Genomic DNA, 26,471 nt, shown 5'->3' with positions numbered 1-26,471 from the left:
TAAAAAACTCACTATTATTTTGTTCTAATTCTGATATACAACTTGACGTCTTTTTAAATTAGTGTTATGATGATTCTAAATAGAAAGGTCAATACTATGCAAACGATAGAAGCAGAGAAATTTAAAAATAATTTTTTCAATATTTTGCATTTGGTTCAAAAAGAGGGAAAAAGCTTTATCATTTCACATGGAAAAAACCATAAAAAAGTAGCAATGATAATCCCTTGCAACCCCTATATTGAGAATCAAGAAGAGCGTAAATTTGGTTTGTACAAAAACAAAGGTAGCTTCCGTTTCAATAATGATTTTTGTATGTGCGAAGAGGAACTTTTAGCCATATGAGATTGTCATTCGACTGATTATTTGGGAGTGTATACAGCAGGGATACACGTTTTAGGATGACACTAAATTCAAGTAATATGAGGATGTAGGACTCAAAATAAGCAAACATAAAAGTGAAGATTGATTAGCTCGTATTCTTCTAATAAAACATAAAGTCAAAAAGGATGTCTCATGAGTAACGCAAACGTAGATGATGAAATATTTACATTACGACAACTCAAATGGAAAACAAACTTATCTAGGAATATAGAAAAATTTTCTGAGATAATTAATGATGAAAAAGTCTTCAATAAATATTTTGGTGAACAATATGTTGATAAATTGACACAAAAATCAAAAGAGCTATTACGAAACATCATAAAACTTGGGTTAATATATACAGTATTGATGCTATCTTTATTTGCTTCACAAAATATTAGTAACTCTGAATTCGAAGTCTTTGGTTTTGGTTTTAAAAACTTAGGAAATTACAAAGAGTTTTTATTATTTTTAGCCGCAGTGATATCTCCTATTTCAGCCATTTTAGTTGCATATCAAAAATATATAAATGCACTAATAAAAGAGTGTATTAAAAAACTTATTCCTGATGACAATATTCGGAAATTTTATACACATATATACATCGACGAATATTCTGACGGACTAATTAACATAGACCCTATTCCATCAAACTCTTTGCATGGGTTTAGTGTGTTTATGATGGTTTCATTTGTATTAGTGCTGATATTTTTATTTTTGACACTATTAGCTGGTTCATTTTTGATTCAAATTAACGTTATATATGATGTTGCCACAAAGCCTTCTTCGTCACATTATATAAATCTTTTTGTAATAATATTCTCTATCACATCAATATTGTTTTCATGGATCGTCAGCATAATTCAACTTCCTATGCCCGAGATTGATCGTAGTAATTATTATAAGCTTTCCAAAATCAAAGATGAAGACCCTGAAAAATATCAAGATATAATGATAAAACTGGGAAAAGAGTCTTCAAAAAAAGAAGAACGTTCATCGTTGATTTCACATACTATCATTTATACAATAACTTTTTCTGCTATTGCAATACGTTGGTATCCTGATAGCTTGATTAATCTTTCATATTTTTTAGAATATGCAATGCCGGGCGCTTTTATAGTGATCTTCTCAGCATATATCATTCTCAAATATATTCGCAAGCAGGGACTAAGTTGGTTATTTCGTAAATATCCAAATAGTACAGATGAACGTTTGCAAATTTATAGCAGGATGGAAAAAATATTTCTACTAATTAAGATAGTTATTCCTATTTTTATGAGTACTGCTTATGCATTTTATGCGTTATCTCACTAATTAGTAATCATACATAAAAGTACTTCATGAAAATTATTCAATACTCAAGTTTTAATTATGATGAACGATATAATTTTTGGGGTAGCAAGCGCTAAAAGCAGAAAAAGAATGTAGGTACAACGTAAGCCGGGTTCTGGATGAAGTGATAATTAATCTACTGCCTAGATTACTCTAGACCTCTAGCGAAACAATAGCAATGTAGGACGCTAACCATCTGTTTCTTGCTGCACGGTTGGGTTTACATAGCTCTCTTGGTTACCCAAGAGACTGGTGGGCTCTTACCCCGCCGTTTCACCCTCACCAAAACTTTCATTTTGGCGGTCTACTCTCTGTTGCACTGTCCCTCATGTTACCATGGCCATCCGTTAGATGGAACCGTGTCCTACAGCAGCCCGGACTTTACCTCTTGGGATTACTAGTTCCAAGCTATCACCTGTTGTACCTGACGAAATTATAAAAGAAAATGGATTAGAAAGGGCTTGATAAGAGTAATGAGGAGATTCTCCCGAAATGGGAGAAAGGGTGGAATTACATTCCGAGTTTTGCTTTTGCTTCTTTTGCGTATTGGATACCCAATGCCCAAGCTTTGTTGTTTACTTCGTGTACTTTTTTCGGAACTTTTGAAAGCATTACTTCGCGAAGTGTTTCAGGATCAAGAACGCCTGTGAATTCGTTAGTGATACCCAAAGCAACGACGGATTGAGTAATAACGTTTCCAACTTCCTCTTTCGCAATCGTAATGATAGGGATCTCAACGATAATCCATTTTTGACGGTCTTCTTCGGTTGGGTGAACCAAGTTTGGCTCAACAACGATGATTCCGCCCGGTTTTACACCGTTTTTGAATTGTTGGTAACTCACGTTGGCAACAGAGAGCATGAAATCAATTTCACCCTCATTGGCATACGGATAGAAAATTTCATTATCATCCAAAGTGATATCAACAACCGTTGCTCCACCGCGAACTTGTGAGGTATAAGTAGCTGTTTTTAGCCCGTGACCGCCAAGTTTGATTTTAGCCGCAGCCATAATCTCACCGGCGAGGAGAACCCCTTGTCCACCGACGCCTGTAAATCGTATCGTATGTCTCATGGTTTCTCCTTAGATTTTTTTCGCAAAGTCGTCTTGCGTAATTTTGCCGCGTTTACCTTGAGCGGAAGCAATAACCATCTCGTACATATCACAGTACTCTGCTTGTTCCACTTCACGCAATACACCCGTAGGGAATTTGTTCATTTGCTCTTCCGGTGGAAGTGTTTCCCATTTTTTCAAAGAAACGGTGATACTGTCGATCCATGCAAGGTTTTCCATTGCATTTGCCATTTTGTTTTTACGACCAAGGTTGATATGGCAGTTAGACATAATGTCGAAGAATGAGAACCCTTTATGAGAGAACCCTTTTACCAATACTTTTTCAAGTTTTTTCGGATCAAGCATCGTCTCACGCGCTACGAATGAAGCACCTGCACCGATAGCGAGTTTACACGCATCGAATGTTGGATCAATGTTACCGTTTTGTGCCGATACACACCACATACCTTGTGGAGTTGTCGGAGAGATTTGAGAGTTAGTCAAACCGTAAATGAAGTTATTGATAAGGATAAAGTTCAAATCGATATTACGACGGCATCCGTGAATCATATGATTCCCACCGATTGCCAAACCATCACCATCTCCGGCAACAACGATAACATGTGCATCAGGACGAGTTAATTTAATACCCGTAGCGTAGGGAATAGTACGCCCATGTGTAGTGTGAACCGTGTTACAGTTGATGTATGAACTAAAACGTCCAGAACATCCGATACCTGATACAACACACACTTTGTCCATATCCCAACCCATTTTATCGATAGCACGGATAACCGATTTAAGGATTACACCATCACCACAGCCCCAACACCAAAGTGTCGGCATTTTGTCTACACGTAAATATTGATCATAATTAAAAGCCATTAGAACATCTCCTTAACTTTTGCAACCATTTCAAGTGGTGCAATTGGGCGACCGTTTGCTTTTAGCAACGTCGTAAAATCATTACGGTGCGTAACACGCTCAACTTCTCTAAGATATTGACCCATATTAAGCTCAGTTACAAAAATTTTGTCAAATTTTTGTCCAATTTCTTGAAGTTTTTTCACCGGACTCGGCCACAAAGTGATTGGACGGAAAAGACCTGCTTTGATACCGTCTGCACGTAGTTTTGCTACCGCTTCTTTCGCACCGCGAGAGATACTACCATACGCAATCAAACACACTTCAGCATCATCAAGCATAAACTCTTCGTAATCGGCTTCATCATCCAAACCGTCATTTTCAAGTGCTACAGTATTAATTTTACCAACAAGGCGCTCAATGTTAAATTGACATTGTGCTGCATCTTCTGTCGGGAAACCTGTTGGTCCATGATGTAGACCAGTAAAGTGGAAGCGGTATCCTTCGAACATTGGGTTGAGGACTGCCGCTTCGTTCATAGGAACATCGTATGGGCGATAATCTTCCGGTTTACCATCGAAACGTTTGCGATTAACGATTTTGGATTTTACCTCTTCGAGATCAGGGAGAACCGCTTTTCCGTGCATGTGGCCAACCGTCTCATCCAAAAGGACAAATACCGGAGTCATGTATTTTTCAGCCAAGTTGAATCCGCGAACGGTTTGGGTATAACACTCTTCGAGTGATCCTGCACACAACGTAATCGAAGCATAGTCACCGTGAGTCGGGTATTGTGCTTGACCGATATCCGCTTGAGATACACGTGTCGGAAGACCAGTTGATGGGCCTCCACGCATAACGTTAACGATAACGAGAGGAACTTCAGCGATAAACGCCAAACCGATTTGCTCTGATTTCAAAGAGATCCCCGGTCCAGAGGTTGCTGTCATCGATTTTGTTCCCGCCATTGATGCACCAAGTGCTACTGATATTCCTGCAATTTCGTCTTCCATTTGGATAAATTTTCCACCGACAGTCGGTAGAAGATCAGACATCTCGTGCATTACTTCCGAAGATGGAGTAATCGGATATCCTCCAAAAAACATACATCCGGCATCAAATGCCGCATGCGCTGCTAATTCATTCCCCGTAGAGATTACTTCTCTTGCCATTATTTAGCTCCTACAACGTCTAAAGACATATAATTATTTGCAATAACAGCTGCTTGACGTGCTTTTGCATCATCGGTTAGCTTTGCAAATTTAAAATCCGCTTTGTCTGCAACATAGATTGCAAAATCAGGGCATGATAACTCACACTCATTACAGCCGATACAGCTTTCAGGGTGATTGATAGAAATCATCGCACCCAATGTGGATGTTTTATCATAACGCATACCCAAAACGCCCGATGGACATACGGATACACAAATATCACACGCTTTACAGTTATCAGTATTGACCCACACAGGAACATTACCAGGATTGATTGTTTTAAACATCTGTACTCCTCACAAAATTAAAATTATTCGGCATCATTTAACGTAGTAAATTTACCTACAGCACAAGAGACGAAGCTCTTGACTTTTAAACCCGCACCGTTTTCCTCAGTAGAAAGAGGATAACCGAGCTTTCTTAATATTTCTTTAAAATGTGCTAATTGCGCCTCGTCAACAGCTTCTACTGTTACTTTGCGTGGCTCGCACGTGAGGTCAACATTGACCCCTGTAAAACCAGCTTCTTGAAGTGCTTTTGTGATAGTGTTTGCACACCCACCACAACGTACATTGGCTACTTCAAAGGTCTGAATCATAACTTTGCCATAACCTCAGAAATCGCTTTACCGATATCCGCCGGAGAGACAACGACTTTTACCCCTGCTGCTTCCAACGCTGCCATTTTCTCAGCCGCCGTACCTGCACCACCGGAGATAATAGCACCTGCGTGACCCATACGTTTTCCAGCTGGAGCAGTTTGACCTGCAATGAATGCTACAACCGGTTTCGTGATGTGTTCTTTGATGTATGCCGCTGCTTGAATCTCCAAATCTCCACCGATCTCACCGATCATAACGATTGCTTTGGTTTCAGGGTCTGCTTCGAACATCGGTAACAATTGTTTGTAGCTCAAACCGATAATCGGGTCACCGCCGATACCGACTGCTGTCGTGATACCGAATCCCTCTTTAACGACTTGGTTCGCGGATTCATAGGTCAATGTCCCTGATTTAGAGATAAGACCGATGTTCCCTTTTTTGAAAATGAAGCCCGGCATAATTCCAATTTTACACTCATCAGCGGTAATAATACCCGGACAGTTTGGCCCGATAGTCATCATATCTTTTTTAACTGCATACGCTTTTGCAAACATCATATCTTTGACAGGAGCACCTTCGGTAATGATAACCGCGAGACTAATCCCTGCATCGGCTGCTTCCATGACCGCATCGGAAACGAAAGCGGGTGGAACGAAAATCATTGATACGGTTGCACCCGTAGAAGCTACTGCTTCAGCTACGGTATTAAACACGGGTTGACCAAGGTGTTCTTGGCCACCTTTACCCGGTGTTACACCACCAACGATTTTGGTTCCGTATGCTAAACATTGCTCAGCGTGGAATGTACCCTCTTTTCCTGTAAAACCTTGAACGATAACTTTTGTGTCTTTGTTAACCAAAATTGACATAGATTATTCTCCTTTCGCTGCTGCAACGGCTTTGCGTGCACCGTCTGCAAGATCAGTCGCTGCTACAATATTAGCAATACCTGCATTGTTTAAAATTTCTGCCGCTTCGATAGCGTTTGTTCCGTCAAGTCGTACGATAACCGGAACGTTAACATTGGTGATTTTTGTCGCTTCGATAATCCCGTTAGCAACACGGTCACAACGTACAATTCCACCGAAAATGTTTACGAAAATCGCTTTAACATTTGGATCTTTAAGGATGATATCAAACCCTTTAGCTACTGTTTCCGCACTCGCAGAACCACCGACATCCAAGAAGTTAGCCGGACGGCCACCTTCGTAGTTGATGGTATCCATGGTTCCCATAGCAAGACCGGCACCGTTAACCATACAACCGACATTTCCATCAAGCTTGATGTAACTTAAACCGTATTTATCTGCTTCAATCTCAGTCGGTTCTTCTTCACTTAAATCGCGCATTTCACGAACTTGATCTTGACGATAGAGAGCATTGTTATCAAAACCCATTTTTGCATCAAGTGCCAAGAATTTTCCATCACCTGTTTTAACCAATGGATTGATCTCGATCATCTCAGCATCATGATCCATATACACTTTATAGAGTGCAGAAGCAAATTTAATAAATGTATTAATCTCTTCAGTTGGAAGACCCAAGCCGAATGCTAATTTACGACCGTGGAAAGATTGAAATCCTGTCAATGGATCGATTGAAACTTTGATAATTTTCTCAGGAGTATTATGAGCAACCTCTTCAATTGCCATACCACCCTCTGTTGAAGCCATCATGATCGGCATCTCTAACGCACGATCAAGCAAGAGACCAAGATAGTACTCTTTTTTGATGTCAGCACCCTCTTCAATGTATACTTTTTGTACCAATTTACCTTCTGGTCCGGTTTGGTGTGTTACAAGTTGCATACCCAAAATTTGAGCTGCCATTTCACGTACTTCACTGGTTGATTTGGCAAGTTTAACCCCACCACCCAATCCTCGTCCACCGGCATGAATTTGAGCTTTTACAACCCAAATATTTCCACCGAGCTCTTGTGCTGCTTTTACCGCCTCATCGGGTGTAAACACAATATGACCACGTAAAGTTGGTACATTGTATTTTTTGAATAACTCTTTTGCTTGATATTCATGTATATTCATTCCATTCCTCCTGTTGTAAATTTACGCTATAGGTCTTGTCATCTCTTCAGGGATGACGTATTTATCGAACTCTTCGGCAGTGAGGAGACCAAGCTTAATAGCGGTCTCTTTCAATGTTGAGTTCTCTTTGTGTGCTGTTTTGGCAATTTTTGCCGCATTTTCATATCCGATGTACGGGTTAAGAGCCGTAACCAGCATTAATGAGTTATTGAGGTAATGATCAATTTGATCACGTACAGGTTCAATTCCTACTGCACAATTGTCATTAAATGAATTCATAGAATCCGCCAACAAACGAACAGATTGTAAGAAGTTATACGCGATAACCGGTTTAAATACGTTAAGTTCAAAATTACCTTGGCTTGCCGCAAAACCGATACACGCATCGTTACCCATAACTTGACAGGTTACCATCGTTACTGCTTCTGATTGTGTCGGATTAACTTTACCCGGCATAATAGATGAGCCTGGTTCGTTTTCAGGAATAGTGATTTCGCCGATACCGCAACGTGGACCAGATGCAAGCCAACGAACATCGTTTGCAATTTTCATCATATCCGCTGCAAGTGCTTTTAGTGCACCATGTGCAAACACGAGTGCATCATGGCTTGTCAATGCATGAAATTTATTTGGTGCAGTTACGAATTGATGACCTGTAAGTTCAGTCAATTTTGCTGCAACGCGTGCTCCTAATTCTGGATGAGCATTCAATCCAGTTCCAACAGCTGTACCGCCGAGGGCTAATTCACGTACCGATTCAAGAGAGTCTTTCGCCATTTTTTCACATTTGTTAAGCATTTCAACCCAACCGCTAATCTCTTGACCAAGGGTAAGCGGAGTAGCATCTTGTAAATGTGTGCGCCCGATTTTAACAATGCTGTTAAACTCAACGGCTTTTGCATCCAATGTTGCACGTAACGCAGCAATAGCAGGGAGAAGACGTGTTTCAACCGCAATAACCGATGCAACGTGCAATGCTGTTGGATAAGTGTCGTTTGAGCTTTGAGATTTGTTTACATCATCGTTCGGGTGAACCAATTTTTGTGTACGGAAATCACCGCCCAAAATCTCAGTAGCACGTGATGCTAACACTTCGTTGTTGTTCATGTTTGATTGGGTACCTGAACCTGTTTGCCAAACCACAAGTGGATAATGTGCATCGAGTTTCCCTGCCAACATCTCATCCGCCGCTTGAGCAATTGCATCTGCTTTCTCACGAGATAGCATTCCCAAATCACAGTTAACCAACGCAACCGCTTTTTTCAAAAGGGAAAATGCACGGGTGATTTCATACGGCATTTTCTCTTCACCGATTTGGAAATTTTCCAATGAACGCTGTGTTTGCGCTCCCCAGTAGGTATCATTCGGAACCCGAATCTCCCCCATTGTGTCTTTTTCTACGCGAAAACTCATATTTATGCTCCTTGAAAGAAATTATTGGTATTAAGAGTATCAATCAACGATTGAACCGATGCACATGAATCGGCAAACATTTTTTTCTCAGTTTCATCGAGGGTAATTTCGATGATTTTTTCGACTCCGTTTGCTCCCAGCATAACCGGAACACCGCTCACAACATCGCTATAGCCGTATTCGCCATCCAAATAGACAGCACACGGGTGAATTTGTTTGGTATCTTTTAAAATCGCTTCAATCATAATCGCTGTCGATTTCGCAGGAGCGTAATAAGCTGAACCGGTTTGCAAGAGGGCAACAATTTCAGCACCCCCTTTTCGAGTACGTTGAACGATTTCATCAATCTCTGTTTGGTTTAACAAATCAGAGAGTGGCACACCCGCTACTGTCGAATAACGTGGTAGTGGAACCATATCATCACCATGACCACCCATAACGGAAGCACGGATTTGTCCACCGCCATAGCCCAGTTTCTCTTGGATAAATGCCGCCATACGCGCACTGTCCAAAATCCCTGCCATACCGATAACGCGATTGCGATCAAAACCGCTCTCACGTAATGCAACATAGGTCATCGCATCCAACGGATTGGAAACCATAATGATGATAGCGTTGGGAGAGTATTGTGCAATCCCCTCAACCACTTCACGGGTGATATTGGCATTAATCATGAGCAAATCGTCTCGACTCATCCCCGGTAGTCGTGGACTTCCCGCAGTAATAACCACGACATCACAATCGGTTAAATCGGACATTTTTTCGGCAACACTCACAACCGAGTGAGAACGGACAGCCGCAGCCGCTTGAGACATATCGAGCGCTTTTCCCTTGGCAATTTCCATTTTATTGTCACGTAAGATAATCTCATGACAGGTACCTAACATTGCCAGAGAATATGCAATCGTAGAACCAACATTACCAGCACCTACAATTCCGACACGTTTACCTTTTCCCATTTCAACTCCTAGTGTCAAAAGACGATTAAATCGTCTTTTATCTATAGAGTACCTCTCTACAGATAAAAAACGAATTATAGAACTCTGCCTCACAAGAGGCAAAAATCACCAAAAGGATAGAATCCTTTGGTGTTTAAAATTAAATTCCAGCAATGATAGCGTTCAATGTCGCACTTGGACGCATTGCCGCTGTTACTTTCGCAAGATCTGGATGGTAGTAACCACCGATATCTTGGGCTTTACCTTCAACTGAAAGAAGTTCTTCCATGATTTTAGCTTCATTTTCAACCAAAGTCTTAGCAACATTGGCAAATTTTTCAGCAAGTTCAGAATCTACTGTTTGCTCCGCTAACGCTTTTGCCCAATATTGTGCCAAGAAGAAATGACTCGCTTTGTTATCAGGTTCTCCTGCTTTACGTGATGGCTCTTTTGAATTATCCAAATAGGCTGCATTCGCTTCGTCCAAAGCGGCTGTCAATGCGCTCAATTTAACATCATTTTTTGTTTTATTGATATGGCGTAGTGACTCAGCAAGCGCCAAGAACTCACCCAATGAATCCCAACGAAGGTGACCCTCGTTAACGAATTGCTCAACGTGTTTCGGTGCAGAACCGCCCGCACCTGTCTCAAACAATCCACCACCAGCAAGCAACGGAACGATTGAGAGCATTTTAGCCGATGTTCCAAGCTCAAGGATTGGGAACAAGTCAGTCAAATAGTCACGTAAAACGTTACCCGTTGCCGAAATAGTGTTTTGACCCGCACGTACACGTTTGAGTGAAAACGACATCGCTTTTTCTGGTGCTAAAATGTGATACTCAATCCCTGATTTGTTGAATTCAGGAAGGTATGCATTCACTTTTTTGATAATCTCTGCATCGTGTGCACGGTTTTCATCCAACCAAAAAACAACCGGAACATTTTCGATCTCTGCACGCTCAACCGCAAGACGTACCCAGTCTTTAATCGGAACATCTTTAGCTCTCGACATACGCCAGATATCACCTTTCTCTACGTTAAATGTCATCAATACACCGCTATCATCAGCAACTGTTACAACACCATCTTCTGCTAATTCAAACGTTGTTGGATGTGAGCCATACTCTTCAGCTTTTTGAGCCATCAAACCGACATTTGATACCGAACCCATTGTAGTAACGTCAAATTGACCATTTGCTTTACAGTCTTCGATAATTTCAGAGTACATAGTTGCGTAACAACGGTCTGGAATCGTTACTACACATTGTTCTACTTTACCCGCTGGATTCCACATTTTACCGCCATCACGTACCACGACAGGAAGTGATGCATCGATAATCACGTCGTTAGATGCGTGAAGGTTGGTAATCCCTTTATCTGAATCCACCATCGCCATAGCTGGTTGAGTTGGATAAACTGCCATAATAGCCGCTTCAATCTCCGCTTTTTTATCGGCTGGTAATTTTGCTAATTTTTTGTACAAATCACCAAGTCCAAGATTTGGGTTAACACCGATCTCTTTGAGTTCAGAACCGTATTTTTCAAATACATCTTTAAAGAACACCGATACCGCATGACCGAACATGATCGGATCCGATACTTTCATCATGGTTGCTTTGAGGTGAATAGACCAAAGGATGTTTTTCTCTTTTGCTTCCGCAATCGATTCCGCGTAAAATGAACGTAACGCTTTTGCGCTTAAAAAAGTACCATCAAGAACTTCGCTATCGACAGCATTAATCTCTTTAAGTGTTTTACCGTTTAGTGCGATAACTACCTTGCCATCACCTTTTTTAGTAATAGATTGTTCATTACCGTAAAAGTCATTGCTATCCATGTGAGCAACACGAGTTTTTGAATCAGGATCCCAAGCACGTAGTTTGTGTGGGTTTTTCTTAGCGAAGTTTTTAACCGCAACCGCCGCACGACGATCAGAGTTACCCTCACGAAGAACCGGATTAACCGCTGAACCAAGACAGGTTGCGTAACGTGCAAAAATCTCTTTTTCTTCATCAGTTTGTGGCTCTTCCGGATACGAAGGCAAATCATACCCTTGAGATTGAAGCTCTTCAATACACGCTTTCAATTGTGGAATAGAAGCAGAGATATTTGGGAGCTTAATGATGTTACCATCTGGCTCTGTTGCAACAACACCCAATTGTGCAAGATTATCAGGGATACGTTGAGCATCACTCATACGCTCCGGAAATGTAGCGATAACGCGACCTGCAAGTGAAATATCACTTGTAACAACTTCTACGCCTGCGGCTTGTGTGAATGCATTTACGATTGGAAGTAGCGAATAAGTCGCTAGTGCCGGTGCTTCATCAATTACTGACCAAATGATTTTTGCCATCAGGTTCTCCTGTCATTTTTTTTATAGTAAGCATCATAACATCCTAGGTCACGATATTGATTGATTAGCCTACCGAAAAGATAAAAAACTCTTTATAGTGTTTCATTTTGTAGCATTTACTATGTTTTGGTGGTGTGTAGAAAAGTAACTACTGTAAACATGCTCCCCATTCTTCCCACGTACAAAATAGAGATAATCGGTGTGTTTAGGGTGGAGTGCTGCCTTCAATGCTTCTTTGCTTACATTACAGACCGGAAATTCAGGCAAACCACCGTTTTTATAGGTATTGTAGCTACTTTCATCGGTTCGAATTCGACGTGCTGTTACCTTTTGATGAGAGTATTCACCGTAATTTAATGTCCCATCCATCTGCAATTTCATCTTTTTAGCAAGGCGATTTTGGATAACCGAGCTTACCATCGGCATATCCTCTATAGATGCTGCTTCTTTTTGAATTACCGACGCAAGTGTTACAATATGTAACCATTTAGCCTCGTTGTAACTCCCCATATAGTTGATAGAGAGTGCTTTGGAACTCTCTAATGATTGCTGAAGAAGGAAATGGACTACATCCTCTTCATTAATATCTTGAGGGATATTATAGGTTTCTGGGACAAACATCCCCTCTTTGATCGTAGTAGCACGACCATAGGCATCTTGTAATTTATCGACATCCAATCCGAGTTCATTGGCAAGCTGATCTAAAAATACTGTTGTTGTTTCACCCGGAATAAGGGTAACTGATCGGGTGGCGGCTTTAGCTGTTGTGAGACGGTAGAGATACTCTATGCGTGAAAGATTCTCTTTTTCTAAATTGATCCAACCTTGTTGTGGTTGTCCGATAAGACGTAATATTAGAGCATCAAATTTATAAAGGTTAACCCCTTCCTCACGGAGATGTGCTATACTTTTAAAGACTGATCCTTGTGGAATATAAACGATTTTCGGTGATGTGATAGGTGACAATAGGTAGGCAATGAACGATAAACTTATCACAAAAATGATTGCTAAAATCCACTTTAGAGTGCTTCTTTTTTTCGGTTTACTTTTTTTAACACTATTTTTCGGTTTTGTTGCTTTAGTTGAAGGTTTTACCATTTCTCATCTCAAATTAGGGGATATAAAATTAGAAAGAGTATACCTAAAATGGGATAACAGACTTCATATTCAAGCATCACTTATCAATTTAAATGATTTACAGTCTACTAATGAGCCTCTCGATTTACAACCTCTCAAGTATCTCCCCAAGGCAATAAAATACGCAGAACAATGGATTGCCTCTGTCGATATTCAAAACATTGTTTACCACGGAACATCTCTCTCCCTCCATTATTTTCGAAATCAAGAGGGGCAAATCAGTTTTAACAATGGAAATAATAGATTAGACGGTCATTTTCGTTTGAGCCCTGAATCACTTAATTTGACCTTTCTATCCCCCTCTTCTGCACATCATAAAATGGATGGTTATTTTAGAGTAAACATAGCGGAACAAACTTTTTCATTTGAATCCAACTTATCTCTTCCGAACACCCCAATGCTTCATGGATACATTGCCGGAAACACTACTAAACTGACTATAAAATTAGAATCCAATGGGGCTTTTACCCAGATTGCAACCCTGACCGATTTTATCGGTGTTGATCCGGACATTCGACCTTGGATTGTTGATAATACTCAGTTTAAAACTGCATTTTTACGTACATGTGAAGGGGAATTTATCTATGATAAACCCGAAGCCATAGTGACAAGCTTAAATATTCATGCAACGGCATTGGATGTACAGTATACATTTGATCCCAAAATTTCCCCGATTAAAGCACCGAGTGCTGATATCTATTTTCAAAAAGGGAAACTGCACATTGTTCCCAATAACGGTACGTTTTATACCCTCCCTGCGCAAAAGAGTCATTTGTACATTGACTTTACTACTCCTCACACAATGCTTAACGCCTTTATACGCTCTACTCAAGGTCAATTGAATAACGATATCCTCTTTTTATTAAATCATTATGATATTAAAATCCCTCTACGTCAAAATAGCGGAGTCGCTGACGTTGATCTCAACCTTTCTATCAATCTTCACGATATTTCCATTACGGCAAAAGGTCGATTTACCCCATCACCATCGGAAATAGAGATGGAAGGATTTCTTTTTAAAACAACAGGGGGAAGTGTTTTTCTCGATAATTCAAAAGTTGAATTTCATGGATTTGACGTTCATTATAAAAATATCGCCAATGCAAAAGTGAATGGGAATTTTGATGGATCAAAAGGGGATGGAGAGGTTATTGTTCTCCCCTACTTTTGTGCTCCAAGCGGAAATTCAAGCCACCTATCCCTCCTAACATCATCTAACCCTCCCAAAATTACCTATTTAATCCGTCCTATACAAGATACAGTAGAGATATCATCTGCTGAGTGGAGCCTTTATGGTGAAAAACTCCATTCTGATTCGCTACTGATACCGATCGATTATAAAAAAGGAGAGATGCTAATCTCCAAACTCCCTTTGACTATTCCGGATAAATGTTCTGGATATCTTTCGGGAACAATATCTACCGATAGCTATTCTCTCGCACTGCATCTTGATACGTTAAACATCAATAACCTCTCTTTACTCTCAAAAGAGAGTGTAATCCATATCAATCCTCAATCAAACGATATAGTGCTGAGCACACCCTCATCTTCACTTTGGGAGATTGGCGGACAGGCTATTTCATTCTCCCCATCTAGTGTACTTTATAAAGACTCATCTTTTATATTTAATAATATAAATATTCTTCTCAAAGACCAATTTAAAGGGATATTGCAAGGAGAATATTCAACAAAAACAGAACAAGGAACATTACAGCTTTCCAATATAGAGGCTATAAATCCCAATATTAGCCGTTATATCGATACTTCTCACCCCCAAAATTTACTTATCGATGCTTCAAAAGAGGAGTTAAAATTCCACTCGAAAACATTAGGAATCGATGTTAGTAATAATAATCTTGGCTGGAATATAGAGATTGCCGATATCTCGTTTTTAAGTAAAAACTCCCCTCTCCTCTCTTACTATGATATCAATAATGGCAAAATCATATTGGTATATTCCCCCACAACCAAACGGCTTACATTTGACGGTGTGGTAGAGTACCCCTATTCTCTTATGATGGTTAATGGTAAGTCGCTCTCTACTTACCGTTTCGGAGGATCTTTTTTTAACGACAAAACCACTATCCGTCTCAACGACAGAGTTACTATTATGAATGATGATACGCTTCATATCCGTGCGAACAACATGGGAATCAATGGACGTGAACTTTTACGATGGCTTTCAGATCGTAAAAGCGGAAGTAATAAAATCTCAGGTACGAGCTCTAAAGCCATTCATCTTAACGGTAATAATCTTTACCTCTATCTGATGGAAAATCGAAAAATTTTAATCGATACTATCGATGCAACACTCAATAGCAATAATGAACTTGATGCTCGTATAACGCATGGCATCGGTGGAGCCGATATCACCATGAAAGATTCACTCTTTTATGCTGAAGGGGCTAATTTCGGTGACCATTTTATGGAAAATATTTTTGCCTTTAGTGATTTTGACGGGGGAAATTTATCTTTTAAACTCTCCGGAAAAACAGATAAATTTGAGGGAATAATGCGGATAGATGATGTTATCCTAAAAGAGTATAAAGTGCTCAACAATGTCCTATCTTTTATTAATACAATCCCCTCATTAACCACCTTTTCACTACCAAACTACAGCACTAAAGGGCTACGTGTCAAAGATACTTATGCCCATTTTACCTATCAAAATCATATTTTTAATATTGATAACTATGTTCTCAACTCCCCTGAACTCAAAATAGATGGATCAGGAGAAGCCAACATAAAAGATGATACGTTAAATGGCACACTAACCCTGAAATCTGATTTGGGTTCAGCATTAGGTAAAGTCCCAGTGGTTGGGTATATTTTGCTCGGAGATGACGGTTCTATCAGCACCACTCTCAACTTAAAAGGGAAACTCAGTGACCCAATCGTTGAAACAGGTATCGCCAAAGAAATTGTAAGTGCACCGTTTAATATCCTAAAACGGACCATTACCTATCCGTTTTTATGGATGATACCCGATGAGAAGAAGAAATAAACTACTCACTTATACCCCGCTAAAAAGCTGAATACTCCAAAATACTAAAAATCCTGAGAAGAGCCAAAGTGTCGATGAGGGTTTTTCCTCTATCGTATGCGCTTCTACCAACAGCTCATCGGTCACGAGATAAAGCAATGCCGCTACACCAAAAGCTAAGATACCACTAATGAGGCTTGATGATGCCCCTGATAGTAGATAATTTCCTAAGAGAGTACAGGTTAAAACTACTCCTGCTAATGCAACGCTCATAAAAACAACACGCCACCCTTTGATAGTATTAGAGACAAGAGAGAGCCCTAAAAAGAGTAATTCCACCGATAACCCAAGTGCTAAAATTAGACCTGTATTTCCTCCGGCGGCGAATCCTGCACCGATGATAAAACCATCCACCGCTACATCGATAAACGTAGCCGCAATCAATCCATAGTTAAAAGCATTATCTCCCAAATGCTCCGTCTTCTCTTCTAAACGCATACTCCACAGTTTCATGATATACATCATTAATCCACCAAAAGTGAATGAGGCTATAAGGATCCATGCAGGAGCGTGTTCACGACCGATTTCAGGTAAAACTTCCACAGCTAACGCTGCTAAAACAACTCCCGCCGCAAAATGTTGAATCAAACTACGCGTTTGGTGTGACGGGCTCCAATAGACGGCTAACAAACCTCCTAATGAGGCAACAAGGGCGGGGATAAACATAGCCATAAGTGGTGTCATAGTACTCTTTTCAATTTAATTTTTTATTTTACAATAATAGAGAGACAATGTTCTCCACTATTATAATCGTATGTCAGCGCAAAATGGTGTTTCGCAATGATTTTACTAACGATATTGAGTCCTAAACCAAATCCTTGGGTTGTGCGTGACCCCTCCTCACGGGTAAAAGGGGTTAATAAATGGCTAAACTCTTTTTCCAGCGCTTTTCCATGATTAAAAACGCTAATCCTATTCGTGACAACCTCTAATCGAATCGGAAGTTGATCGCTATACTTCAGTGCATTATCAAGGAGATTTTTTAGTGCCAACGAAAGATACTGCAAATCCCCATTAAGGGTAAAATTATCTTTAATATTAACTAATATATTGGATTCATCCGATAGAAAGAGTTTTGAAAGCGCTTCTACTACCAGTGTTTCAGCACTAAAACTTTCTGATTTGATTGTATCGGTCGCTTGGAGTTTTTCTATCTCTAAAAGTTCCTGCGTTAATTGATCCAACTCTTTAAACGAATGTTTCAACGTCTCTCGTGCACTCGAATCGTTGAGCTCTTCTAATGCAAACATTCCTCGTGCAATGGGTGTACGCAACTCATGTCCGACATCACGCAGCAGCTCTTCGCGAGATCGAATCATGTTTTCGATGGTTTGAGCCATCTCATTGTAACTCCGTGCCACTTCCCCTATTTCATCATGCGAGTTTAGGTTACTACGGCTATGATACTCACCGTGTGCAAATCGACGCATACTCCCAGTCAATGAGCGCAAAGGGGCTAACATCCGCAATATAACCATAAAAATGATGGCTAAAACAACAATATCGGCTGCCACCAAAGCATTGAGTATCCACCCCTCTCTCAATCCCTCTTTGAGTGTTGTATCCAATAGATAAATATTGTCATCAAAATAGCGAATATGGAGGATATACCCTATCTCTTTATCTTTTAAAATCTCAAACACACCAAAAGTATGAGATTGGCTCATAATAATCTGACTTGATGGCATAGGTGCTATTGTGACAAGATTTAGTGTCCTAAATTTATCTTTGAGCTCATCTGCGCTCGATGTACTCATCCATCCAAATATTTTACGTCCGTCAAGGAGATATTTTTGCTGAACAATTGATTCGTATTTTTCAGTATTGATGGTATCGATTTTATATCCGATACCAACCATAAGTGTCAAACTGATGAGAAACAAAACAGTGATTTTGGTAAAAATTGACATCATTTATCCCGTAAACTTATAACCGATTCCCCACACCGATTTGATGTAGCGGGATTCTTTGGCATCATCACCGATTTTGAGGCGTATGTTGCTGATATGGGTATCGATGGTACGGTGTTTGGTCTCATCGGAGAGTCCCAATGAGCCTATAATCTGATCGCGTGAAAGATTTTTACCTCGATTTTTTACCAAAAGTAAAAATATATCGAACTCTACTCGTGTTAATTCAATCGGGTATCCCTCTATCATGACCGATTTAGCCGATTCATCTATCGTAAAATCGGATACAACCAGCCCATCTTTGCGTCCATAACGACGCAATACAGCCTCTATCCGAAGAACAAGTTCACGTGGTTCATACGGCTTATCAAGATAATCATCGGCACCCAAATCGTAGCCGTAGATTTTATTACCGATATCGGTTCGTGCGGAGGAGATGATGATTGGGATGTCGAGGTGGTTTTTAATCAACTTGGCAACATCAAATCCATCCATTCCGGGGAGCATAAGATCTAAAACAACGATGTCAAATGATTCTTTTTTTTCCAATAAGCACTCAAGTGCTTTTTTTGGATCATCATATCCGTGTGTTTCAAAACCATACGATTTTAAAAATGAGCTAATCAACTCTTGAAGAGGAAGATCATCTTCGATCAAAAGTACTTTTTTACTCACTGTCCCACTCCTCTAAATGATTAGTAAAACGCCGTTTTTGCTCAGGTGTAAAAATAGCGTGAAGCCGTTCAAACAATCGGATACGGATATTTATCGAAGCTTTCTCCATCTCTAAATTTTTGGTTCGAAAAGCTTCTGCATCAAATGAGGGACTTAAAAAGAGAGCATTAAGCTCTTCTTGAGTTTTCTCTTTTTGTTGATGGTAACGACGATTTGAGTATTGATACTCTTTCATTGCCTCTTCGACGGTATGGTGCTGCTGCTTTGTCAATCCTAAATCGTGTAAATCCATCGGAAAATGGTGGTCGTCATCGCCAAAGGCAGAGAGTGAAATCACCATCACTAAAACAATAATCCATTTCATCATAACCTCTCTTTAGAGTGCTTTTATCGCGTTATCTTCGATTGTACCCTGCTCTACATCACTATGGCAGGCTTTACAATTCGCACGGCTTTTTACTTTATCGCTCTTGAAAATATCCTCTGGTATCTCTCTGTGTGTCCGTTTCCAAAACGGTGTTTGTGTAATAGCTATGATATCAGGTTTATCAAGTGACTTCATCATTTTAACGGACATCTCCTGAGTTGATGTTTCTGCTGAATGTTCCAAAAGATACGCTAAGATTGTTTGATGATCACTCGGCTCTAATGACGCATCATCGCCGAAATGGTTCGGCAAATCTCCCATGAGTTTTTTCCAAGACTCTTTAGGAAGAAGCGCCGGGGGATACAAAGTATGGCATGACCCACACTCTTTGACAAAAACAGGGTTCTCATTGGCGTAATCTATCTTTTTGTTATATCCTACAGTTATTGGGTTATTTTGTACACTCAGGGCATAAATAAGCAGTGCTATTGCTCCGCCAATACCCAATGTCGCTATTATTTTTTGTAACAATGACAAAACGGCATCTTCTCCTTCCATATTTTTATGTCCATCGATAATAGAAGTGAGCGTACCGTCTGCTTTGTGCAAAAATCTATCGACCAACACGCCACCAACATGCGAGGCGATTAAAACTAATAAGAGATTGACGAAAAATTCGTGTACCTCTTTAAATACTTTCATGTTGTGAAAATAATCATCATGTAAAAATGCTAATAGACCGCGATTTTCTTGAATTCCATAGGTGAGCATTCCACTCAGTACCACAAGAACAACCGTTATCAACATAGCAACCATCACAAAACTTGCTGCCGGATTGTGTCCGATGTAATGTCGTGTCGGATGTAAGATGCTTAAAAGATACTCTTTTAATGGACCTACTCGAAGATTAAAATCACCGAAACGGGAATACTGAGGACCCATAATCCCCCAAACGATACGAAATACTACCAATACGCCGACTGCATACCCCATCGCCACGTGTGGCGAGAGCCATCTATTTTCCTCTGAAGCAATCCAACTCCCCACTATCAGCGATACAAACAGCCAGTGAAATAACCGTGTTGGAAGTGTCCAGACATATACCCGTTTCATAATAATCTCCTACGATTTTAGAACGCCAAAGGAAATAATCCCTTCAGCTATGCTTGCCGCTATGGCACTAGATAAGACAGAATTATTCTTCCCAGTGTGCATAATTTGGAATACGAACTTCACGTTCACGATAGCTGCCGTTTGTCGCTTGGGTATGACATGCATTACAGTTCGCGAAACTTTTTACTGCAGGTTGTGTTACCATTTTTTTAGATACTTCACGATGTTCACGAATAAAATAGGGAGTTTCTGAGATACGGAGGGCAATATTGCCTTTTATATCGCTCATTTGATCATTTTTTGAGGCATGTGAAACTAAATAATTTTGGATGGTTTTGTGATCCTGTGGATCAAGTGTAGCATCACTGCCGAAATGGTTATCCAACATCTTCATAGTTTTTTCCCACGAGCGTTTCGGTAAAAATTGTGGTTGATACGCCATGTGACATGCTCCACACTCTTTGGTGTACAACGCAACCGTTGATTTTTCCTGTGGCGTTACCGGCTGTGCAACCATACTAGAGCGATGATGCTCATGCTCTTCACGTTCATCGTCAGCATACAAAAATGCTCCACCTGTTAAAATCATTGCAGCTAGTGAGAGGTTTAATAGCGTTTTCATTGTTTTTCCTTTAGATTAGTTTTTCATGATATAGGTGAGGACATCACCTTTTTCTTGTGCAGTGCCTTCACGGGCATAAACATCCATAAAATTACGTTTCAACCATTTGGTAACATCTTTGGTACTGGTAAGACGCTGTGGATTGGTACGCGGAGAGAGTGGATCGATCACCTTGCCAGTCAAGGCATTTTTTCCTGAATTGGTAAGATTAGTAGTATGACAACTGGTACATGCCATCGGCTTGCCTTGTTTACCCGTATGGGTCGAAGTAAAAATATCTTTACCTCTAGCAGCATCAAATCCGTTAAAAGAGCTATTTTCGACTTTCGCCGTTTTGGAAAGTTCATTCATATACTGAACCACTTCGGGTGATGCCGCCATCAGCGACGTAGAGAAGAGAAATGCAAATGCGAGGTATTTCATAACCTGCCTCCTATATTTGATGTTCAAATATTAGGAGAAAGGTGTCAATTTGTCATGAGGAGTCTCTTGACACTTTCTTGACAGTTTTTATTCATTGTATTCTCCTCTTTTTAATTTCGATCTTCGTTAAGTTCACATTTGACATTTTTAGTATCGATTTCGATAAACTTTTTATTGTCAATATCAATACGCCATGCTTTTTTGATGGGTTTCATATAGCCCCATCCCGATGGCTTTTTACGCCAGTTCCATTTGCCTGAACAGACTATTTTTGTATTCGGATATTCGGATGAAACGCATAGTTCGGTATCAAGATGCTCTTCTTTTGGAGACAGCTCAATACTGTCTTCGATTTTCCAAATAGGGGAATCGGTCAATTTCCCGTTAAAAGGGGAAGTTACTGTCTTCTTTTCACCAGTATTGCTTTGTAGAAACAATACCTTAATTTTTTTAGTTGCCCTAGTAGTTATTTCCGCATCTGATATACTAAATGCACAATTATTAGCCTCAGACAAACCCATCTCTCTGCCAATACATCCTCCACCAAGATATTTATATTCAGTTGGTGATTCCCAGTCTGAAAAAACCATCCCATGATATTTTTCTGCCTCGTTGCCATAGGCAGCAAGAGACATAAATAATAATATGCTTGCCATTACTGTTTTATCCATTGTTTTCTCCTTTTTTAATCGCTGTCTTCGTTAAGCTCGCATTTGACATTTTTGGTATCGATTTCGACAAACTTTTTATTGTCAATATCAATAAATCCATCAAAAAAATCATTTACATGATCTACTGCTGTTTTTTTCCTCGTTTCCAACGTCCTTGTTGCGAATGCATACCTAAGAGATATAGATATAGGGGTCAAGATATAGAATATAGGGGTGATTCCTATAACTAATCTTCACAACTTTGCTGGTTGTTTTCCCACAATCAAAACTTGCTTCGCGGGTATTCATCCCTATGGTTATTTGCTCCATTTAAGCTACTTTTCTTTTAGATTTTTTACTATTTTGTATAACTGGATTCCTAATCATATTGGGAATAACGGGAGATATTTTTCAAAATTACCATCTATTTTTATTTGTTAAATTATAATAGTTATTTTTGGCTTTAGTAGGGATAAAAGTGGGGGGATAGATTCCGTGTCGTGGCACGGAATGACGGAGAGGGTGACAATTCTACTCATTCCGTAAAACGGTTAAAACGTCCACTTCAGAAGCTTTTTTAGCTGGATACCATGCAGAGAGCAATACAATAACGAAAGCACCGCTAATAATAGAGAAAAAATCGCTTACCTTTAAATCAAGCGGAAGTGTTGAAGTGGGATAGACATCGGCAGGAAGAGAGATAATATCAAAAGTTCCTAATATCCATATCCCTATAAAGCCTAAAAGTGCCCCAGTAGCAATCCCTAAAATTCCAATCACGATTCCGAGAATCAAAAAGATTTTTTTAACCTCTTGTTTCGAAGCACCCAAAGAAATAAGGAGGGCGATTTCGCTTCGGCGGTTCATAACGGTCATCAAAAGCGATGAGATGATATTGATTGCGGCAATGAGGATGATAAGCATCAAGACGATAAAGAGGGACATTTTCTCCATTTTGAGTGCGGCGAAGAAATTTCCGTTATCCTCCCACCATCCCCGTATAGAGACACTATCGGGTAAAACGGCGGCAACTTTGTGGATATCCTCTTCGGGATTAGGGGAATAGATATGCATACCGTCATATAGGTTTGGCGGGATATTGAGTATTCGTTGTAACGAGTCGAGGGAAGTATAGGTAAACCCTTTATCATAAGCACTGAGACCTGAATCAAACATACTAACCGCACGAAACCGTTTGATTTTAGGGGTAACTGCTAGTCCACCCGGTTCCATTTGAGTAAAAATATAGGTCAATTTTTCATCCTGCGCAAGCGCATACTCTTCGATAAGCATTTTACCGACCATCACTTCAAACCCTTGAGGAACGTGCTTTTTAAGCCCACGTGCAACAATAGAATTTACTTTCGCTTCCCGAGCAAAATCAACTCCAAAAATATATCCTCCCTCCATCATCGACTCATGACGGCTCAATACAGAGGAATTAATATAGGGGCTAAATGCGAGATTGGGGAATTGTTTTTCGAGTGATTCAACTAATGTCTTATCGACAGAGCCGAAAAATTTGGGTTGGATGGTGAGGGGATAGTTCATGACGGTGAGTTTTTTCTTGAACTCGTTGTCAAAACCGTTCATTAACGCCATTGCGATGATAAGAACCATTACTCCAAGTGCGATTCCGGAGAATGCAAGGAGTGCAGAGAGGAAAATAAAGGGTTGTTCTTTGTCAAAGCGCAAAAAACGTTTAACGAGGTAACTTACGATATTCAAGAAGCAAAAACCCCTTTTTTAGGTCCCGATTTACCACAGCAGTTTTTATATTTTAAACCGCTCCCGCAAGGGCAATCGTCATTACGGGAAACTTTTGTAGTCTCTAACTCAGAAGGGGCACCGCTAAGAGACATTTGAAGCTCTTCTTGGCGTTTTTGAAGTTCCATTTGATGTGCTAATGCTTCTGCCTCTTCGGCAGGATCTTCCATTCTAAATTGGATAATATGGAGCATTTTGGTAGTATCAAACTTGATTGCACCTACAAGCTCGGTAAAGAGGTTATAACTCTCTTTTTTGTACTCAACCAAAGGATCTTTTTGGTTATAGGCACGAAGACGGATTCCGGTTTTCATGCTATCCATTTGATATAAATGTTCACGCCACGCGGTATCAAGAGTTTTGAGATAGATTTCACGCTCAATTGCTGAACGTGTTTGGGCATCAAGAGGAGACATCTTCTCATCATAGTTCTCTTTTAATGCACCGTTAACACGGTTGAGTAGAAGCTCGTAAGAGAACTCATTTGAAAATTCAAAATCAATCTCGATATTAACCTCTTCTATAATACGTTTTTGAAGGAGTCCAACATCCATCTCTTCATGATTCATCCCCTCATAAATACCACATTCACTGATAATATGGGCTGCATACTCGTGACGAATTGCATCAATTTTAGAGGATATATCGTATTCAGGGTCGAGCAACTCACCACGAAATTTATAAACGATTTTACGTTGTTCGTTCGCAACATCATCGTATTCCACGATATGCTTTCGCCCTTCGAAATGCATATTTTCCACTTTTTTCTGCGCTTTTTCAACAGCGCGGGTGACCATTGCCGATTCGATGTATTCACCATCCTCAACACCCAAACGCTCCATAATCGCTTTAATCTTATCCGAACCAAAAATACGCAAGAGGTTATCTTCTAAAGAGAGATAAAACTGACTAATCCCCGGATCACCTTGACGTCCTGAACGCCCGCGAAGCTGATTATCGATACGACGGTTTTCATGCCGTTCCGTTCCGATGATATAGAGTCCACCGAGATCTTTAATCTCATCACTTACTTTGATATCTACCCCACGTCCTGCCATGTTGGTTGCGATAGTAACTGCACCTTTGGCTCCTGCACCTTTAATGATTTCGGACTCTTGGGTATGATTTTTTGCATTCAAAACGGTATGGGGAATTCTTTCCGCCTTGATAAGTTGATGCAATTTTTCCGATTTTTCGATAGAAGCGGTTCCGATGAGAATCGGTTGCCCTTTAGCGGTAAGTTCTTTTACTTTGGCGATAACAGCAGCAAACTTTTCTGCTTCAGTCTTATAAATCAAATCGTTCAAATCTTGACGGATAACCATAACATTTGTCGGGATAGAGACAACATCGAGGTTATAAATTTGGGCAAATTCAGTCGCTTCGGTTTGTGCCGTCCCTGTCATACCTGCGATTTTGTCGTAGAGTCGAAAATAGTTTTGGAAGGTAATATCGGCAAGAGTTTGGGTCTCTTCTTTAATGATAACACCCTCTTTGGCTTCCAACGCTTGGTGCAACCCTTCTGAATAGCGACGCCCCTCGGAGAGACGTCCGGTAAACTCATCGACGATGACCACTTGATTATCACGGAGTACATAATCGACATCCACTTCAAAGATATAGTTTGCTTTGAGCGCTTGATCGAGATGGTGTGAGAGCGAAGAGTTTTCAACACTGTAGATATTCCCTACACCAAAAAGCTCTTCAGCTCGGATAATCCCCTCCTCGGTAATCAAAATGAGACGATCTTTTTCATCCACGGTAAAATGTTCATCTCTAATCAACGCTTTGGCAACAGCATCAGCGCGCGTGTAGTTCTCTAATGTACGGTTGGTTGGTCCTGAAATGATAAGAGGGGTACGTGCTTCATCGATTAAAATCGAGTCCACTTCATCGACGATAACAAACGAATGACCTCGTTGTACCATATTCTCTTTAGAGTAACTCATATTGTCGCGGAGGTAGTCAAATCCAAATTCGTTATTGGTCCCGTAGGTAATATCGCATCCGTACTGAATCCGTTTATTGGCTGGATTGTATTCCCCCTCCAAAATAACACCGGTTGAATATCCTAAAAAGGCATAAAGCGCCGACATTTGCTCACCATCACGTGATGCGAGATAATCATTAACCGTAACGACATGAACTCCTTTGTCACTCATTGCATTGAGGGTAACCGCTAACGTTGCGACGAGAGTTTTCCCCTCCCCTGTTTTCATCTCAGAGATTCGCCCCTCATGCAGTACCATACCACCGATAAGTTGTACATCAAAATGGCGCATCCCTAAAACACGTTTGCTCGCTTCACGGGTAATGGCAAACGAATCGACCAATACATCGTTAAGAGATTTTGCCCCAGAACGGACAGATGCTTTAAGTGATTCAAATGCCTCTTGAAGAGCCTCGTCACTCAGTGAGGAGAAATGGGCTTCACGAGCATTGATAAGTGCTACACGTTTAAGATATTTTTTAATTTCACGATCGTTTTGAGTTCCGAATATTTTTCCGACGAGCGATTGGAGCATTGATAGCCTTCATACTGTTATGTTTAAAAAGTCGCTGATTTTACCATAGGAAAGCTATTGTTTTGG

General features: G+C 40.2%; 25 protein-coding genes and 1 other RNA gene. 3 read left to right on the top strand and 23 right to left on the bottom strand.

Annotated features, from left to right (window positions below; all coding sequences use genetic code 11):
• The first annotated feature begins 96 nt into the window (after positions 1–96).
• On the top strand, positions 97–342 hold the full coding sequence (locus tag PHC76_RS08370) for a type II toxin-antitoxin system Phd/YefM family antitoxin (protein ID WP_299974226.1): 246 nt from the start codon (positions 97–99) through the stop codon (positions 340–342).
• Positions 343–513: 171 nt separating this feature from the next.
• Entirely contained in the window at positions 514–1,674 is a 1,161-nt protein-coding gene (locus tag PHC76_RS08365; RefSeq protein WP_299974229.1) for a hypothetical protein, read from the top strand.
• Between the two features lie 107 nt (positions 1,675–1,781).
• Here PHC76_RS08365 and rnpB read toward each other — a convergent pair.
• The 12 genes from rnpB to mltG form a co-directional block, all read right to left on the bottom strand.
• Positions 1,782–2,119: RNase P RNA component class A (rnpB, locus tag PHC76_RS08360), an RNA gene on the bottom strand.
• Positions 2,120–2,202: 83 nt separating this feature from the next.
• A complete protein-coding gene (locus PHC76_RS08355; protein WP_299974233.1) occupies positions 2,203–2,766 on the bottom strand; it encodes a 2-oxoacid:acceptor oxidoreductase family protein in 564 nt (187 codons plus the stop codon).
• A gap of 9 nt (positions 2,767–2,775) precedes the next feature.
• Complete coding sequence (locus tag PHC76_RS08350; protein WP_299974236.1) at positions 2,776–3,630, bottom strand: 2-oxoglutarate ferredoxin oxidoreductase subunit beta; 855 nt, start codon at positions 3,628–3,630, stop codon at positions 2,776–2,778.
• A complete protein-coding gene (locus PHC76_RS08345; RefSeq protein WP_299974239.1) occupies positions 3,630–4,781 on the bottom strand; it encodes a 2-oxoglutarate synthase subunit alpha in 1,152 nt (383 codons plus the stop codon). The genes PHC76_RS08350 and PHC76_RS08345 overlap by 1 nt, the downstream gene beginning before the upstream one ends.
• Positions 4,781–5,110 carry a 4Fe-4S dicluster domain-containing protein gene (locus tag PHC76_RS08340; protein ID WP_299974242.1) on the bottom strand — a complete coding sequence of 110 codons (330 nt, stop codon included), beginning with the start codon at positions 5,108–5,110 and terminating at the stop codon, positions 4,781–4,783. Before PHC76_RS08340 ends, PHC76_RS08345 begins: the two co-directional genes overlap by 1 nt.
• Before the next feature lie 23 nt (positions 5,111–5,133).
• Positions 5,134–5,421 carry a heavy metal-associated domain-containing protein gene (locus tag PHC76_RS08335; protein WP_299974245.1) on the bottom strand — a complete coding sequence of 96 codons (288 nt, stop codon included), beginning with the start codon at positions 5,419–5,421 and terminating at the stop codon, positions 5,134–5,136.
• Positions 5,418–6,293 (bottom strand): succinate--CoA ligase subunit alpha, encoded by an 876-nt coding sequence (gene sucD, locus PHC76_RS08330; protein WP_299974248.1) that lies wholly within the window; start codon positions 6,291–6,293, stop codon positions 5,418–5,420. The genes PHC76_RS08335 and sucD overlap by 4 nt, the downstream gene beginning before the upstream one ends.
• A gap of 3 nt (positions 6,294–6,296) precedes the next feature.
• On the bottom strand, positions 6,297–7,466 hold the full coding sequence (gene sucC / locus PHC76_RS08325; protein ID WP_299974251.1) for an ADP-forming succinate--CoA ligase subunit beta: 1,170 nt from the start codon (positions 7,464–7,466) through the stop codon (positions 6,297–6,299).
• A gap of 21 nt (positions 7,467–7,487) precedes the next feature.
• Positions 7,488–8,879, bottom strand: coding sequence for a class II fumarate hydratase (gene fumC / locus PHC76_RS08320; RefSeq protein WP_299974254.1), 1,392 nt, complete (start codon positions 8,877–8,879; stop codon positions 7,488–7,490).
• A 2-nt stretch (positions 8,880–8,881) separates the two neighbouring features.
• Complete coding sequence (mdh, locus tag PHC76_RS08315) at positions 8,882–9,838, bottom strand: malate dehydrogenase (RefSeq protein ID WP_299974257.1); 957 nt, start codon at positions 9,836–9,838, stop codon at positions 8,882–8,884.
• Between the two features lie 139 nt (positions 9,839–9,977).
• Entirely contained in the window at positions 9,978–12,173 is a 2,196-nt protein-coding gene (locus PHC76_RS08310) for an NADP-dependent isocitrate dehydrogenase (RefSeq protein ID WP_300209938.1), read from the bottom strand.
• A gap of 102 nt (positions 12,174–12,275) precedes the next feature.
• Complete coding sequence (mltG, locus tag PHC76_RS08305; RefSeq protein WP_299975290.1) at positions 12,276–13,139, bottom strand: endolytic transglycosylase MltG; 864 nt, start codon at positions 13,137–13,139, stop codon at positions 12,276–12,278.
• Positions 13,140–13,149: 10 nt separating this feature from the next.
• Here mltG and PHC76_RS08300 point away from each other — a divergent pair, with 10 nt between their 5' ends.
• Complete coding sequence (locus PHC76_RS08300; protein ID WP_300209936.1) at positions 13,150–16,314, top strand: AsmA-like C-terminal domain-containing protein; 3,165 nt, start codon at positions 13,150–13,152, stop codon at positions 16,312–16,314.
• Between the two features lie 9 nt (positions 16,315–16,323).
• Here the strand turns inward: PHC76_RS08300 and PHC76_RS08295 are convergent, their stop codons facing one another.
• The 11 genes from PHC76_RS08295 to secA form a co-directional block, all read right to left on the bottom strand.
• The gene (locus PHC76_RS08295; protein ID WP_299973653.1) at positions 16,324–17,037 is read right to left on the bottom strand and encodes a hypothetical protein; all 714 of its coding nucleotides are present in this window, start codon (positions 17,035–17,037) and stop codon (positions 16,324–16,326) included.
• A 23-nt stretch (positions 17,038–17,060) separates the two neighbouring features.
• The gene (locus PHC76_RS08290; RefSeq protein ID WP_299973655.1) at positions 17,061–18,263 is read right to left on the bottom strand and encodes an ArsS family sensor histidine kinase; all 1,203 of its coding nucleotides are present in this window, start codon (positions 18,261–18,263) and stop codon (positions 17,061–17,063) included.
• Positions 18,264–18,266: 3 nt separating this feature from the next.
• Positions 18,267–18,938, bottom strand: a complete 672-nt coding sequence (locus tag PHC76_RS08285) for a response regulator transcription factor (RefSeq protein WP_299973658.1) — start codon at positions 18,936–18,938, stop codon at positions 18,267–18,269.
• Entirely contained in the window at positions 18,931–19,305 is a 375-nt protein-coding gene (locus PHC76_RS08280; protein ID WP_299973660.1) for a periplasmic heavy metal sensor, read from the bottom strand. Before PHC76_RS08280 ends, PHC76_RS08285 begins: the two co-directional genes overlap by 8 nt.
• 9 nt (positions 19,306–19,314) lie before the next feature.
• Positions 19,315–20,418: a cytochrome b/b6 domain-containing protein gene (locus PHC76_RS08275; protein WP_299973663.1), complete on the bottom strand. Its 1,104-nt coding sequence runs from the start codon at positions 20,416–20,418 to the stop codon at positions 19,315–19,317.
• Positions 20,419–20,500: 82 nt separating this feature from the next.
• Positions 20,501–21,040 carry a diheme cytochrome c gene (locus PHC76_RS08270; RefSeq protein ID WP_300209934.1) on the bottom strand — a complete coding sequence of 180 codons (540 nt, stop codon included), beginning with the start codon at positions 21,038–21,040 and terminating at the stop codon, positions 20,501–20,503.
• A gap of 15 nt (positions 21,041–21,055) precedes the next feature.
• The gene (locus PHC76_RS08265) at positions 21,056–21,463 is read right to left on the bottom strand and encodes a DUF1924 domain-containing protein (RefSeq protein ID WP_299973669.1); all 408 of its coding nucleotides are present in this window, start codon (positions 21,461–21,463) and stop codon (positions 21,056–21,058) included.
• A 110-nt stretch (positions 21,464–21,573) separates the two neighbouring features.
• A complete protein-coding gene (locus PHC76_RS08260) occupies positions 21,574–22,134 on the bottom strand; it encodes a hypothetical protein (RefSeq protein WP_299973672.1) in 561 nt (186 codons plus the stop codon).
• A gap of 14 nt (positions 22,135–22,148) precedes the next feature.
• Positions 22,149–22,283: a hypothetical protein gene (locus PHC76_RS08255; protein ID WP_299973674.1), complete on the bottom strand. Its 135-nt coding sequence runs from the start codon at positions 22,281–22,283 to the stop codon at positions 22,149–22,151.
• Positions 22,284–22,644: 361 nt separating this feature from the next.
• Positions 22,645–23,841 carry an ABC transporter permease gene (locus PHC76_RS08250; protein WP_300209933.1) on the bottom strand — a complete coding sequence of 399 codons (1,197 nt, stop codon included), beginning with the start codon at positions 23,839–23,841 and terminating at the stop codon, positions 22,645–22,647.
• Complete coding sequence (secA, locus tag PHC76_RS08245) at positions 23,838–26,405, bottom strand: preprotein translocase subunit SecA (RefSeq protein WP_299973679.1); 2,568 nt, start codon at positions 26,403–26,405, stop codon at positions 23,838–23,840. The genes PHC76_RS08250 and secA overlap by 4 nt, the downstream gene beginning before the upstream one ends.
• Positions 26,406–26,471: the final 66 nt, after the last annotated feature.

This window comes from Sulfuricurvum sp., from assembly GCF_028710345.1.
GTDB lineage: Bacteria > Campylobacterota > Campylobacteria > Campylobacterales > Sulfurimonadaceae > Sulfuricurvum.
Note: the sequence above shows the minus strand (reverse complement) of the source record. Positions and strands in the feature narration are given on the sequence as shown.

What these genes read in the sequence shown, in the direction of transcription:
- sucC (WP_299974251.1), bottom strand. Translation starts at nt 7,466, where the DNA reads ATGAATATACATGAATATCAAGCAAAAGAGTTATTCAAAAAATACAAT.
- PHC76_RS08300 (WP_300209936.1), top strand. Translation starts at nt 13,150, where the DNA reads ATGAACGATAAACTTATCACAAAAATGATTGCTAAAATCCACTTTAGA.
- secA (WP_299973679.1), bottom strand. Translation starts at nt 26,405, where the DNA reads ATGCTCCAATCGCTCGTCGGAAAAATATTCGGAACTCAAAACGATCGT.
- PHC76_RS08265 (WP_299973669.1), bottom strand. Translation starts at nt 21,463, where the DNA reads ATGAAATACCTCGCATTTGCATTTCTCTTCTCTACGTCGCTGATGGCG.
- PHC76_RS08340 (WP_299974242.1), bottom strand. Translation starts at nt 5,110, where the DNA reads ATGTTTAAAACAATCAATCCTGGTAATGTTCCTGTGTGGGTCAATACT.
- sucD (WP_299974248.1), bottom strand. Translation starts at nt 6,293, where the DNA reads ATGTCAATTTTGGTTAACAAAGACACAAAAGTTATCGTTCAAGGTTTT.
- PHC76_RS08370 (WP_299974226.1), top strand. Translation starts at nt 97, where the DNA reads ATGCAAACGATAGAAGCAGAGAAATTTAAAAATAATTTTTTCAATATT.
- PHC76_RS08260 (WP_299973672.1), bottom strand. Translation starts at nt 22,134, where the DNA reads ATGGATAAAACAGTAATGGCAAGCATATTATTATTTATGTCTCTTGCT.
- PHC76_RS08295 (WP_299973653.1), bottom strand. Translation starts at nt 17,037, where the DNA reads ATGACACCACTTATGGCTATGTTTATCCCCGCCCTTGTTGCCTCATTA.
- fumC (WP_299974254.1), bottom strand. Translation starts at nt 8,879, where the DNA reads ATGAGTTTTCGCGTAGAAAAAGACACAATGGGGGAGATTCGGGTTCCG.
- PHC76_RS08365 (WP_299974229.1), top strand. Translation starts at nt 514, where the DNA reads ATGAGTAACGCAAACGTAGATGATGAAATATTTACATTACGACAACTC.
- PHC76_RS08310 (WP_300209938.1), bottom strand. Translation starts at nt 12,173, where the DNA reads ATGGCAAAAATCATTTGGTCAGTAATTGATGAAGCACCGGCACTAGCG.
- PHC76_RS08280 (WP_299973660.1), bottom strand. Translation starts at nt 19,305, where the DNA reads ATGATGAAATGGATTATTGTTTTAGTGATGGTGATTTCACTCTCTGCC.
- PHC76_RS08350 (WP_299974236.1), bottom strand. Translation starts at nt 3,630, where the DNA reads ATGGCTTTTAATTATGATCAATATTTACGTGTAGACAAAATGCCGACA.
- PHC76_RS08270 (WP_300209934.1), bottom strand. Translation starts at nt 21,040, where the DNA reads ATGAAAACGCTATTAAACCTCTCACTAGCTGCAATGATTTTAACAGGT.
- mdh (WP_299974257.1), bottom strand. Translation starts at nt 9,838, where the DNA reads ATGGGAAAAGGTAAACGTGTCGGAATTGTAGGTGCTGGTAATGTTGGT.
- PHC76_RS08290 (WP_299973655.1), bottom strand. Translation starts at nt 18,263, where the DNA reads ATGTCAATTTTTACCAAAATCACTGTTTTGTTTCTCATCAGTTTGACA.
- PHC76_RS08275 (WP_299973663.1), bottom strand. Translation starts at nt 20,418, where the DNA reads ATGAAACGGGTATATGTCTGGACACTTCCAACACGGTTATTTCACTGG.
- PHC76_RS08345 (WP_299974239.1), bottom strand. Translation starts at nt 4,781, where the DNA reads ATGGCAAGAGAAGTAATCTCTACGGGGAATGAATTAGCAGCGCATGCG.
- PHC76_RS08335 (WP_299974245.1), bottom strand. Translation starts at nt 5,421, where the DNA reads ATGATTCAGACCTTTGAAGTAGCCAATGTACGTTGTGGTGGGTGTGCA.
- PHC76_RS08355 (WP_299974233.1), bottom strand. Translation starts at nt 2,766, where the DNA reads ATGAGACATACGATACGATTTACAGGCGTCGGTGGACAAGGGGTTCTC.